This is a genomic window from Streptomyces sp. TE5632 (assembly GCF_054061295.1).
In genome coordinates this window covers 2,500,302-2,512,791 of record NZ_JBSSEA010000003.1, presented here as the reverse complement: position 1 = coordinate 2,512,791, position 12,490 = coordinate 2,500,302, and the positions used below count along the sequence as shown (strand labels likewise).

The 12,490-nt window shown below is 70.7% G+C and carries 10 protein-coding genes and 1 tRNA gene; 4 read left to right on the top strand and 7 right to left on the bottom strand.

Annotation, left to right across the window (positions count from 1 at the left end; genetic code table 11):
* Positions 1-164: 164 nt before the first annotated feature.
* Complete coding sequence (locus ACVW19_RS16645) at positions 165-629, top strand: ATP-binding protein (RefSeq protein ID WP_457460154.1); 465 nt, start codon at positions 165-167, stop codon at positions 627-629.
* Between the two features lie 87 nt (positions 630-716).
* On the opposite strand, the gene ACVW19_RS16640 is transcribed toward ACVW19_RS16645, so the two are convergent.
* Positions 717-2,228, bottom strand: a complete 1,512-nt coding sequence (locus ACVW19_RS16640; RefSeq protein ID WP_457460153.1) for an aminopeptidase P family protein — start codon at positions 2,226-2,228, stop codon at positions 717-719.
* A 168-nt stretch (positions 2,229-2,396) separates the two neighbouring features.
* A complete protein-coding gene (locus ACVW19_RS16635) occupies positions 2,397-3,875 on the bottom strand; it encodes a PP2C family protein-serine/threonine phosphatase (RefSeq protein WP_457460152.1) in 1,479 nt (492 codons plus the stop codon).
* A 638-nt stretch (positions 3,876-4,513) separates the two neighbouring features.
* Between ACVW19_RS16635 and ACVW19_RS16630 the strand changes: the two genes are divergently transcribed.
* Positions 4,514-5,179, top strand: coding sequence for a bifunctional DNA primase/polymerase (locus tag ACVW19_RS16630; RefSeq protein WP_457460151.1), 666 nt, complete (start codon positions 4,514-4,516; stop codon positions 5,177-5,179).
* A 480-nt stretch (positions 5,180-5,659) separates the two neighbouring features.
* On the opposite strand, the gene ACVW19_RS16625 is transcribed toward ACVW19_RS16630, so the two are convergent.
* From ACVW19_RS16625 to ACVW19_RS16615, 3 genes are all read right to left on the bottom strand, one after another.
* Positions 5,660-6,625 (bottom strand): DUF5926 family protein, encoded by a 966-nt coding sequence (locus ACVW19_RS16625; protein ID WP_457460150.1) that lies wholly within the window; start codon positions 6,623-6,625, stop codon positions 5,660-5,662.
* Positions 6,626-6,828: 203 nt separating this feature from the next.
* Positions 6,829-7,467 carry an ATP-binding protein gene (locus ACVW19_RS16620; protein WP_457460149.1) on the bottom strand — a complete coding sequence of 213 codons (639 nt, stop codon included), beginning with the start codon at positions 7,465-7,467 and terminating at the stop codon, positions 6,829-6,831.
* Between the two features lie 187 nt (positions 7,468-7,654).
* Positions 7,655-8,482, bottom strand: coding sequence for a glycerophosphodiester phosphodiesterase (locus ACVW19_RS16615; RefSeq protein WP_457460148.1), 828 nt, complete (start codon positions 8,480-8,482; stop codon positions 7,655-7,657).
* A 319-nt stretch (positions 8,483-8,801) separates the two neighbouring features.
* Here ACVW19_RS16615 and ACVW19_RS16610 point away from each other — a divergent pair, with 319 nt between their 5' ends.
* Complete coding sequence (locus tag ACVW19_RS16610; protein WP_457460147.1) at positions 8,802-10,334, top strand: S1C family serine protease; 1,533 nt, start codon at positions 8,802-8,804, stop codon at positions 10,332-10,334.
* Between the two features lie 64 nt (positions 10,335-10,398).
* A tRNA-Ser gene (locus tag ACVW19_RS16605) sits at positions 10,399-10,485 on the top strand.
* 135 nt (positions 10,486-10,620) lie between these two features.
* Here ACVW19_RS16605 and ACVW19_RS16600 read toward each other — a convergent pair.
* Together ACVW19_RS16600 and ACVW19_RS16595 are read right to left on the bottom strand one after the other, a co-directional pair.
* Positions 10,621-11,988, bottom strand: a complete 1,368-nt coding sequence (locus ACVW19_RS16600) for a tyrosine-type recombinase/integrase (protein ID WP_457460146.1) — start codon at positions 11,986-11,988, stop codon at positions 10,621-10,623.
* Positions 11,989-12,049: 61 nt separating this feature from the next.
* Positions 12,050-12,235, bottom strand: a complete 186-nt coding sequence (locus tag ACVW19_RS16595; RefSeq protein WP_366813641.1) for a helix-turn-helix transcriptional regulator — start codon at positions 12,233-12,235, stop codon at positions 12,050-12,052.
* Positions 12,236-12,490 lie beyond the last annotated feature (255 nt).

Below are 12,490 nucleotides of genomic sequence, written 5' to 3'. Positions count from 1 at the left end.
CGGCATAACCGGAAGATCACCTCTGTCACCAGTCGTCCCACATACACCGTTCGGCTCCGCGACGCACCCGCCATATGGGGGTTATCACGTCAGCTGCACGCTTACAACCGAGTACGCAGGGCAATACGTAACGGTATGTCGAGCCGCGGCCGGGAGGCTGGAGCATGAGCATCTGGTGGTCACTCCATCTGCGGCGCGACGCTGCGAGCGTGCCGCTCGCCCGGCGTCTGCTGATCGGCGCCATGGAGACCGCGGGTGTCGACCCCGACATTTCCTACGACCTCTCCGTGGCCCTCAGCGAGGCCTGCGCGAACGCCGTCGAGCACGGTGGGGACGCCGTCCGGGGCGGTTCCTCGGGGGCGTACCGGGTGACCGCCTACCTCGACGGCGAGAAGTGCCGCATCGAGGTCGCCGACGCGGGACCCGGCTTTCCCGCCGGAACCGGCGGCCGCGCACGCCCGTCGGCCCGCCCCGCGCCGTTTGACGCGGAACACGGCCGCGGCCTCTGCCTCATCCAGGAGCTCGCCGACCACGTCCACATCGGCAACAAACCGGGGCTGGACGGTGCCGTGGTGAGCTTCGACAAGATCCTCAAATGGCGGAAGGACGCGCCGCTGATGGCGGTCTGACCGCACCACCGGACCTCCGAACACGCTCGCGCCCCTGAACGCGGGTCGGCCGGGTACCACGAGTGGTACCCGGCCGACCCGCGTGCGTCAGCCCTTGAGGGCGGCCATCCATGCCTCGACATCGTCCGACCGCCTGGGCAGCGCGGCGGACAGGTTCCGGTTGCCGTCCTCGGTGACCAGGATGTCGTCCTCGATACGGACGCCGATGCCCCGGTACTCCTCGGGCACGGTCAGGTCGTCGGCCTGGAAGTACAGGCCCGGCTCGACCGTGAGCACCATGCCCGGTTCCAGCGTGCCGTCGACGTAGGTCTCGGTGCGCGCGGCCGCGCAGTCGTGGACGTCCATGCCGAGCATGTGCCCGGTGCCGTGCAGCGTCCAGCGGCGCTGCAGACCCAGCTCCAGCACCCGCTCGACCGGCCCCTCGACCAGACCCCACTCGACGAGCCGCTCGGCCAGCACCCGCTGCGCGGCGTCGTGGAAGTCCCGGTACTTGGCGCCCGGCTTGACCGCCGCGATACCGGCCTCCTGGGCGTCGTACACGGCGTCGTAGATCTTCTTCTGCAGCTCGCTGTAGCGGCCGTTGACCGGCAGCGTGCGGGTGACGTCGGCGGTGTAGTAGGTGTGCGTCTCCACGCCCGCGTCGAGCAGCAGCAGGTCGCCGGAGCGGACCGGGCCGTCGTTGCGCACCCAGTGCAGGGTGGTGGCGTGCGGGCCGGCGGCGCAGATGGAGCCGTAGCCGACGTCGTTGCCCTCCACCCGCGCACGCAGGAAGAACGTGCCCTCGATGTAGCGCTCGCTGGTGGCCTCGGCCTTGTCGAGGACCTTCACGACGTCCTCGAAGCCGCGTGCGGTGGAATCGACGGCCTTCTGCAGCTCACCGATCTCGAAGGCGTCCTTGACCAGCCGTGCCTCGGAGAGGAAGACGCGCAGCTCCTCGTCGCGCTCGGCGGTGACCTTGTCGGTCAGCGCCGCCTCGATCCCGGCGTCGTACCCGCGCACGACCCGTACGGGGCCGGTGGCCTCGCGCAGCGCGCCGGCCAGCTCGCGGACGTCGGATGCGGGGAGGCCGTACAGCTGCTCGGCCTCGGTGAGGGAATGGCGGCGGCCGACCCACAGTTCACCCTGGCCGTCCAGCCAGAACTCGCCGTTCTCGCGGTTCGAGCGCGGCAGAAGGTAGATCGTCCCCTTGTGGCCGTCGTCCGTCGGCTCCATGACGAGGACGCCGTCCTCGGTCTGGTTGCCGGTGAGGTAGGCGTACTCGACCGACGCGCGGAAGGCGTACTCGGTGTCGTTGGACCGCGTCTTCAGGTTGCCCGCGGGGACGACCAGGCGCTCACCCGGGAAGCGGGCGGACAGCGTGGCGCGGCGGGCGGCCGTCTCGGCGGCCTGGGGGATCGGCTCCAGGTCGCGCAGCTCGGTGTCGGCCCAGCCGCTCTTCATGTTCTCGGCCAGCTCGTCGGACACGCCGGGGTAGAGGCCGTTCTTGCGCTGCTTGACGGGCGCTTCCTCGGCAGTCTCCGGGCCTTCCGCGGTTTCCGGGGCTGCCGCGTCAGCAGCCTGGTCGAACGCGGTCGGGAGCTCTTCTGCCACAGCGGTCATCCTCCTTGGTAAGGCTCTGGACTCCCCCGAGCTTGCGGCTTCGTCCGAGCAGGGGGGACCACCACCATCGTACGGTCGTCGGCGAAACAGTCGCAGAGCGGAAGGGCCCGTTACCGAGGGCATGCGGAGAATGACGTCCCGGACCGGTTGCCGGGCGCTTTGGAACCGCTATTCGAACCGCGCGGCCAGCAGGACGACGTCCTCCGCAAAGTCCGTAGCGGCCGTCGGAGCCGTCGGGTCCGTCGCTTTCGACGCGGCCGCACCCTCGGGCAGCACGGTGCGCAGGATGTGGTCGGCGATCGCACCGGGGTCGCGGCGCAGCGCCTGCGGCACCCCTGCCGCCGCCGCGTGCAGCCGTGCGAAGGCACGGTCGGTGGGGTCGCCGGTGCGGTGCAGCAGCCCGTCGGTGTAGAGCAGAACCGTCTCGCCCGGTTCCGGGTGCACCTCCACACTCGGTGCCTCCCAGCAGGCGAGCATGCCCAGGGGAGCCGAGACGGACGTCTCCACGAACTCGGTGCGGCGCTCGCCGATCAGCAGCGGCGGGCTGTGCCCGGCACCGGCCAGCGTGATCTTGCGCAGCGCGGGTTCGCAGTAGCCGAACAGGGCGGTGGCCGACCGGGCCGGTTCGGTGAGTCTCAGCAGCAGTTCCAGGTCGGACAGGACGGCAACCGGATCCTCGCCCTCCATCACGGCGTACGCGCGCAGGGACGCCCGTAGCCGGCCCATCGCGGCGACCGCGCTGGGTCCCGCCCCGGTGACGGACCCCACAGCGAGGCCGAGGGCGGCGTCCGGCAGCGGCAGCGCGTCGTACCAGTCGCCGCCGCCGTGCGCGGAGGTGCGGTGCCGGGCGGCGAGCTGGACGCCGGGGATCCGGGGCAGGCGCGAGGGGAGCAGTTCCTCGGACATGGTGGCCATGGACGCGCGCGTGCGCTCGAGTTCCAGCAGGCGGGCGAGATGCTCGGCGGCGTACCGGGCGTACAGACCGACGAGGTGGCGCTGCCGGTCCGACGGCTCGGCCGGTTCGTCGTAGAGCCACACCGCCGCGCCCAGCCGCAGCCCGGGCCCCGCGGTACGCGGGGCGTCCGGGAGCTGCGAGGTCTCCGGCGTCTCCGGCGTGAGGGGCAGGGTGTAGCTGGCGGCGTAGCCGAGGCGGGCGGCGACCTCGCGGTGCCTGGGGTCGAGCCCCTTCTCGGCGAGCAGGTCGGGCTCGGCGATGCCGTCGTCGGCGCCGGGCAGTCCGTCCAGGATCCTGCCGTACGGCAGGGAACTGCGCGGGACGGTCTCGATGTGACCGAGGTCCGCGCGGGCCAGGCCGAGGCCGATCATGTTGTCCGGACCGAGACCGTCGGCGGGTTCCAGGGCGACGAGACCGCGCCGGGCGCCCACCAGGGCGGCGCCGGCGCGCAGCATTTCCTGGAGTGCTTCGTCGAGGGCGCGCGTACGGGCCAGGCGTTCGGTCAGTTCGTGGAGGGTGGTGAGGTCGGAGACCCATCCCGCGAGACGGTCCTGGAGCAGCGCGCCCGGGGCGCTCTGGGGGTTTGCCGGGGCGGCCGGGGAGGTACCCGTGGCAACGGACGCGACAGTGTGCGCGGGTGCGGGGACCGTTGAATCGATTCCGGCCACTTTCGGAGGATGAGGGGCGTTCATGGCGTCCGGCTTTCCGGCCGGTACCTACTGCTCAAAAGCATCGCAAACCCCCATGTCATTCTGCGTCGCCGGCAGTGTCTCCACATGTACACGTACTCGTGAGGAGATGTCCAGCATTGTCCTGCTGGGATTCCTGGTGTCCGTGGGTCTGAAGGGAACTCACTCCCGACATCTTGCCGAAAAGCGAACTTGGCTTGAAACTGCTTCAGGGGGAGGCTGATTGCGGTCGACTGGGCTTGCTCGACGGAGCGTCACAGCGGTCGTGATGGGTACGTACTCGGTGAAGGCCAGGGGTGGTTGGGAATCACCCGGAACCTGGTGACGGACCCGGGCGTCTTAACCACCGACGACCGTGCCCCATCCTCCCGTGGCGGAGGCGGAAAGAAACAAGCGCGACAGTAAACGCCAGACTCCGCCACCCCACGCCATCCCCGTGCTTCTGCTCGACGCGGTATGGGTGGTACGGCCGTGGAGGCAGCCCTTGCTCGGCTTCGGCCCATAGGGGCTCCCCTTGCCCGGTGCGGGGGTGTGATGCGCCAACAGGTACGCACAGTAGGTACGCACAGTGCAGTGATCGACTCATGTTGTGACGTGGACCACGGTGTTGCCAGGCGTGCAACGGAAAGGAACGAGCGCTCATGCGCGAGATCCTCGGAAGGCGACGCAGGCTCCTGTCCCAGGGTGGCGACAGCGGGCCCGAACTGATCGAAGCGGCCCTGACCTTCGCCTCGGACTGGCGGTGGCCGGTACTCCCGGGTGTGGCGGCGGATCCGCAGGGCCTGTCCCGCTGCGGCTGCCCCGACCCCGAATGCACAGTGCCGGGCGCTCATCCCTTCGACCCCGGCCTGCTCGCCGCGACCACCGACGCGCGCATGGTGCGCTGGTGGTGGGGCAACCGGCCCACGGCGCCCGTCATCCTGGCCACCGGGGGCAGGGCGCCCTGCGCGGTCTCCCTGCCCGCGGTGCCGGCCGCCCGCGCCCTGGGCGCCCTCGACCGCCTCGGCATGCGGCTCGGCCCGGTCGTCGCCGCACCGGACCGCTGGTCGATCCTGGTCAAGCCGTACTCCCTGGAACAACTGGGCGAGTTGCTCCACGCCAAGGACTTCGTACCCGGCTCCCTCCGCTTCCACGGTGAGGGTGGCTACCTCGCCCTGCCCCCGTCCGGTACCGGACGGGGTGGTGTCCGCTGGGAGCGTGCGCCACTGCCCGGCTCCGCCTCGCCGTGGGTGCCCGATGTCGAGGCCGTGGTGGACGCCGTGGTCGAGGCCCTCACCCGTACGGGTGTGAGCGCGCCCGAGCTGTAGCGGCCGTCGGCGCGCGAGCCGTGCCCGGCATCCGCTGAAGCGCGTGCCTCCCGGGGCCGCATCGTCACATCGGGCCTGCGCCGGGGGCCCTGGAGGAGTCCGTTCGCCCTCGTCCCCGCCCTCGCCCACGTCGACGCGGTGACCATCCGCGGGGTCGCTCTGCCGCCGACGGAAGCGTCCCACCGAGAGCAACTCACCGGCGGAAACGGCCGGTTGACATGTGACTGCGCTCTGTCAGTGACGGCGGTCACGCAAAGACCCGGTTGCTGGCGACGGGGGATGCACCAGCAACCGGGCTACTGGAACGGTAACAAGAGATCGGCTGTTAGCAAATTCGAACTCAGCTTTTCCGGTCACTGACTGGCTTGTCCACGCCGGAAGTTGTGAAGGAAGCCGGTAATTCCTGCGGGACGGGCATGGGCCCCGGTCAGCCGGCACGACCGGGGCCCATGCCTGTGCCGACACGCCTCTCGGCGTGCCTCAGCTGAGGGTGACCTGCCGGTTGGTCAGCCCACCGCGTGCGCGGCGCTCGTCGGCGGTGAGCGGAGCCTCGGTGGCCAGGGCGGCGGCGAGACGCTCGGCGAACTCGGCCGCCGGCTTCTCCACATCCTCGGCGCCGACCCCGCTGGGCAGGTCCCAGACCGGGACCGTGAGCCCGTGAGCACGGAAGGAGCCCACGAGACGGGTGCCCTCGCCGAGGGAGGACCGGCCCGCCGCGTGCAGTCGCGCCAAGGCGTCCAGAAGCTGCTCCTCGGGGTGTGGCATGACCCACCGCAGATGGTTCTTCTCCGGCGTCTCGCACCAGTAGGCGGCGTCCACGCCCGAGAGCTTGACGGTCGGGAGGGCCGCCGCGTTGGCCCGCTCCAGGGAGGCGGTCACGTCCGGCGTGGCGTTCTCCGGGTCGGGGACCCAGAACTCGAAGCCGCTGTGCACCACCGGCTCGAACGCGCCCTCGAGGTCCAGCAGATCCTGCAGGCGGGGCCCCTCGGCCGGAGCGCGGCGGGCCTGCACCGGGGTGCCCGGGTCGGCGGCGAGCGCGCGCTGGAGGGTGTCGGCGAGGTCGCGGCTGATGTCCCCGGACGACGTGTCGTTCTGCAGGCCGAGGAGGACCGAGCCGTCGTCACGGCGCAGCGCGGGCCAGGCCATCGGCAGCACCGTGGCCAGGGTGACCGACGGGACACCCTCGGGCAGGCCGCCCTTGAGCGGCAGCTCGACGGTGGCCGCAGGCACCAGCTCGCGCAGTGCCACCCAGTCGCACTCGCCCGGCAGGCCCTCGAACGGACGGTGTACCAGCTCGGTCACGGCGTGCGCGGCGGCACGGCCGTGGCAGGCCTTGTAGCGGCGGCCGCTGCCACAGGGGCAGGGCTCACGGGCGCCGACGACCGGGATCTCTCCCTCTGTGAGCTGGGGGCGCTTGGCCTTCGTCTGGGGGCGCTTCTTGGCCATCGTGGGTGTCTCCCGGTTACGGCTCGTCTCGTACGGGCGGGAGCCTAGCCGTTCACGACGCGACCGACGGGACCCTGTGGACGACGTGCCGCCTGCGGACAGCGGGCCGTGATGCGTGAGCCGTGCGGGGCCGGGGCCGCCCGACGTGCGCAGAACCGCGCGGGTGGCCGGGGAGACCACGGGATCACCGCACGGCTGCGCGGTCAGTCGAAGGTGTCGAAGGCTTCCGCGAACTCCAGCCCTGCCATCTCGGACACCGCGGGGGCCGTCACCCGTGTGGCGAAGTCGTCGCGCCGGTGCCCGGCGTCCGGGTCGTGCACGTCGTCGTGGACGACGACCCATACCGTGACCTCGCCGGGTACCTCGTCGCGTACGCCCCAGTCGTCGGCCAGCGCCGTGATGATGTTCAGCCCCCGGCCGCCGTGCGCCGTGACCGACGGGGTGGCCGGCGCCGGGCGGGTCGGGCCGCCGCCGTCGGTCACCTCCACGACCAGCCGGCCGCAGGGGTGCACATGCCAGGCCGCACGGACGGCGCCGTCTCCGGCCAGGGCACCGCCCAGGGGCCGGCCATGTCTGCACGCATTGCTCAGCAATTCGGAAAGGATCAGTACGGCATCGTCGATGACCGTGTCCGCCACTCCGCCGTCACGCAATTGCAGGCGCATACGGCGCCTCGCCTTCCCCACGCCCGCAGGGCCATGGGGAACGGCCATGCTCGACGACGTGGGCACTTCCTGTGCCACCACCAACGCCACCCCCGAGACCTCCTTCGCCCCACGCCACGGTGTGAATGCCCCACGGGCCTGAACCGGAAACCGGCCAATCCGTGTGCGGTGACGCACTTGAACGATCGAGCACGCATCGAATGCGCCGGAGCACTCCCTGTGACCAGGTGGCTGGATCTCGTCGATGTGGCCGAGATGCGAGGATGCGCCGGGAGGGACGCCCGGTCAAGAGCCCTGCACGAACCACATGAGCCACACGAACCCCGCAGGCTCCGGGAGCCGGGAGCCGGGCGGTCTGCACGGATCAGCGGCCGAGCCGGTCGAGCACCGCGCGGGGACGGTTGGTGATGATGGCGTTCACTCCGAGGCCGACACAGGCGTCCACGTCCTCCGGGTCGTTCACGGTCCACACGTGCACCTGGTGGCCGGACTGTTTCAGTCGCTCGATGTACGCGGGGTGGCTGCGCACGATCCGGATCGAGGGGCCCGCGATGGCCACGCCCTCCGGCAGCCGTCCGTCGCGCAGGCGGGGCGAGACGAACTGCTGGAGGTAGACCGTCGGCAGTGTCGGCGAGGCGGCGCGCACGCGGTGCAGCGACCGCGCGGAGAAGCTCATCACGCGTACCGGGGACTCCTCGGCGGCGCCGGGGGCATCCAGGCCGAACCGCTTCAGCAGGAGCAGCAGCCGCTCCTCCACCTGTCCCGCCCACCGCGTGGGGTGCTTGGTCTCGATCGCCAGCTCCACCCGGCGGTCGGCGTCGACGACGAGCTCGAGCAGTCTTTCCAGGGTGAGGACGGAGGTCGCCTCCCTGTCCTCCGGCCGGTGCACCCAGTCGGGCTCCTCCACGCGCCCCCCGAGCGGGTGGCGGGTCTTCCAGGAGCCGAAGTCCAGGGCGGACAGATCGGAGAGCTCCAGCGCCGAAACCGCACCGCGGCCGTTGGACGTACGGTTGACGCGGCGGTCGTGGACGCAGACCAGATGACCGTCGGCGGTCAGGCGTACATCGCATTCGAGCGCGTCCGCGCCGTCCGCGATCGCCTTGCGGTAAGCGGCCAGGGTGTGCTCGGGAGCGTCCTCGGAGGCTCCGCGGTGGGCGACGACTTGGGTCGGGCGCTGACGTGCAGGGGTCACCGCGTCATGGTGCCACCGCACGGGGGTACGTGTGCGGTCGTCCAGGCGTCGATGGCGCGGACGCTGCGGTCGTCTGATCGGAGGCATCGCGATGGTGCACCCTTAGTGAGTAATGCCCTATATGAAGAATGGTCTCGCACCCACAGGAACGGCTTATGGTGCCCTGACGGCCCATGGGAAAAGCTGACGTCATACAAAGAGACACGCACAGCTGAAGCGCGCCGGACTCGTCGACATGCGTGAACGAGCGTGAATGAGCGTGAACGGGCGAGACCGAGTGTGACCGAGAACAACAGCCGTGGATCGAGGAGAGAGAGCTGTGAGCACCGAGAACGAGGGCACAAACGAGGGCGCATCGGTACCCCCGGCCCCGTCCGTACCGCCCACACCGGTGGATGCTCCCGCAGCTCCGGCGCATCAGGAGCGCCCGGCTCCGGAGGGGGCCGGCCCGACGACCCCCATGCCCCCGGTCCCGCCGACCGCTCCGGGGACGGCACAGGGCCACGGCACGCCGGAACACCCCGGATACGGTGATCACGCCGGATACGGAGGCCACGGCGCCCGGGGACAGGCACCCGTCGGCCCTCCGTCCGGAGCCCCTTCGGGAGCCCCGGCGGGCACCTCTTCCGCTCCCGACCCGTCCTGGCCCCCGCCCCCGGGCACCCCGTCGTACGACGGCGGTGCCGGTCACGGCGCGGGAGGCTGGGGCACGTACCAGCAGCCCGCGCCGAAGAACGGCGGCGGCAAGCGCGGTCGCCTGGCCGCCGCGGTCCTGGTGGCCGCGCTGGTCGCGGGTGGCCTGGGCGGCGGTCTCGGATACACGCTGGCCAAGAACAACGACGGCGGCTCGACGACGGTCTCCTCGTCCACCAGCGGCGGGAACGTCAAGCGCGACCCGGGCACGGTCGCCGCAGTGGCCGCCAAGGCGCTGCCGAGCACGGTCACCATCGAGGCCCAGGGCAGCAGCGGCGAGGGCGGCACCGGCACGGGATTCGTGTTCGACACCCAGGGGCACATCGTCACCAACAACCACGTGGTGGCGGAAGCCGTCGAGGGCGGCAAGGTCGCGGCGACCTTCCCGGACGGAAAGAAGTACGACGCCGAGGTGGTCGGCCACGCCCAGGGCTACGACGTCGCGGTCATCAAGCTGAAGAACGCCCCCTCGAACCTGAAACCCCTCACGCTGGGCAACTCCGACGAGGTCGCCGTCGGCGACTCGACGATCGCCATCGGCGCGCCCTTCGGCCTGTCCAACACGGTGACGACCGGAATCATCAGCGCGAAGAACCGTCCGGTGGCCTCCAGCGACGGCGCCGGCAGCCAGGCCTCGTACATGAGCGCCCTGCAGACCGACGCCTCGATCAACCCGGGCAACTCCGGCGGGCCGCTGCTGGACGCGCAGGGCAACGTCATCGGCATCAACTCCGCGATCCAGTCGACCAGCAACGGCGGCTTCGGCACCGGACAGGCCGGCTCCATCGGCCTGGGCTTCGCCATCCCGATCAACCAGGCCAAGTACGTCGCCCAGGAACTGATCAAGACGGGCAAGCCGGTGTACGCCAAGATCGGCGCCTCGGTCTCCCTGGAGGAGGGGACGAACGGCGCGAAGATCACCGAGCAGGGTGCCGGCGGCTCCGAGGCGGTCGACCCCGGCGGCCCCGCCGACCAGGCCGGCCTGCGCCCCGGTGACGTCATCACCAAGCTCGACGACCGCGTCATCGACTCCGGCCCGACCCTGATCGGTGAGATCTGGACCCACAAGCCGGGCGACAAGGTCACGCTCACCTACGAACGCGGCGGCAAGGAGCAGACCACGGAACTCACCCTGGGTTCCCGCATCGGCGACAGCTGACCTCACCCCGCCCGCACCGACCCGTTACCCTTGTCCCGCGCCGCCGATCACCCGGCCGGCGCGGGGAGGTGTGCCCGAGCGGCCTAAGGGAACGGTCTTGAAAACCGTCGTGGCAGCGATGTCACCGTGGGTTCAAATCCCACCGCCTCCGCGCAGGTCATAGACATTGCAGGTCAGAGAGGGTGTCCCGTCCACCGGGGCACCCTCTCTGCGTGCACCTTGTCTCACCCTGAATCGCCGGTATCCCACCTCTGACCAGCGCGTGCGGCCAACCTGCGGCCAGGAATCAGGCCTCCTCGGCCCCACCCTCGTGCTCCGCTAGACCCTGCTCGATCAGGGCGTTCATCCTGTCCTCCTCGCCGTCCAGCACCTTGGCGTAGTAGCGCTGGAGGACCGCGACGCTCTGTCCCGCGCGGCGGGCCGTCTCGGCCAGGCTCACCCCGGAGCGGAGCCAGAACGACACGCACGCGTGCCGCAGGTCGTACGGGATGACGGCCAGCGGAGAGGCGACCTGCGCGGGCGTGAGCGCCTTCCGGCGGGCCTCCTTCCAGACGGCGCCGTACTCCTGCGACCGGACCGGACCACCGCGCACGGCGCTGAACAGTCGGCCGTCGGCCGTGGTCCCGGACGCTTCGAGGTGATCCCGCAGGATGCCGACCAGCACAGGCGGGATGGGCACCGGGCGGACCGCACGGCGGGCCCGGTGCTTCAGTTGCCGTTCCTCGTACGGCTTGCCGTCGTCCGTCCACGCCGACCCAACCTGTGGGCGTGCGCCGGCGAGCATGAGACGCCCCCACCCGTCCGGTGGGAGGTCGCATTGATCGGCGCTGAGCATGGACACCTCCTCGGGCCGCAACGCCGCGTAGTAGATGCACGCGAAGAACGCGACCAAGTGGGCCCCACGGGAACCCTGCGCGCGGACGGCGTCCAACAGGGCCCGTGCCTGCGCTGGCGTGGCGACGCTCCGCACGTCCAGCTCTTCCACCGCCTTGGGCGTCTCCCAGTGAACGCGGTGCAGTGGGTTGCCGGGCAACAGCTCGTGTTCAACAGCGAGCCGCAGGCAGTTGCTCAGCACCGCGCGGCGGCGCCGGAAGGTGTTGGCTGCGGCCGGCTTGCCGTCCTGCCGCTTGGCCAGGTGCTCCAACACCGTGCGCACGCGCTGGGCACTGTCCAGGTCGACCACGGCCGGCGCGTTGCGTTCCACCCACGCCAACGCCTTGGCCTCTGCTTCCGGTGGTTCCTGGTCATGGCGTCCCGCGTTGAAGCCCCACTGGTAGAGCGCCCTGCGCAAGAGGTCATCCGCCGGACGGCCCTTCCCCGTGGGGCAGAGCGCCATCGTGGCGATGGTCAGGCTCTCCGCGATGCTCGCGCGGTGCTTTGCTGCTGCCGTCGGCCACTTCCGGGCGGCGTGCGCGCGAGCATGGGCATACCAGTTCGTGCGGTTCCGCTCGCGCACCTCGGAGACGGGCAGACCGGTTTCTGTGTCGAACGGCTCGCCCTTGCGTGTCGCCGTCAGCAGCTCCGCGCGGCGCGCGTCGGCGAGCGTTTTGGTGGCGAACTTCTCCTGGTACTCCTTGCCGTCCACCTGCCACCGCAGTTGGAACGGTGCGGCCTTGCTCGGACGCTTCCGGATGCGCACGTCGTAGCTGTGCATTGCTCTCCTTCACGAGAAGGGGCCCCGCCAGGCGGCGGGGCCCCCTTGGGTCGGTAGTGGGTCAGGCGCACATCTCGTGCTCGGCCCACCACGCGTCCAGGTCGCTGCGACGGCAACGGATCTGCCCGTTGGGCAACTTGATGAGCTTCGGTGCCTTGCCACGGGCGCGCATGCGGTAGAAGGCAGCGCGGCTCATCTCGATCTCTTCGAGGACTTCGGGGAGCTTGAGCATCTTGGGGCGAGCCATCGTTGCTACTCCTCGCTTGGGCTGGTCTCGGATCGGGGTGCGTGTGTCCGAGGTGGGAATTTCTGCGTCACCTGCGTCACCTGCGTCATTCGCCGCTCTGACCTGCGGGTTCGCGGTGACGCAGCACGGTGGGGGTACGTCACCGGTGACACAGACCTGCGTCATCGGGTGACGCAGGTGACGCAGGATGACGCAGGAATCGGCCGTCTGCGTCACCCGTCTTTCGGCAGGTCACCGGCCGTTTTCGGGGTGCGG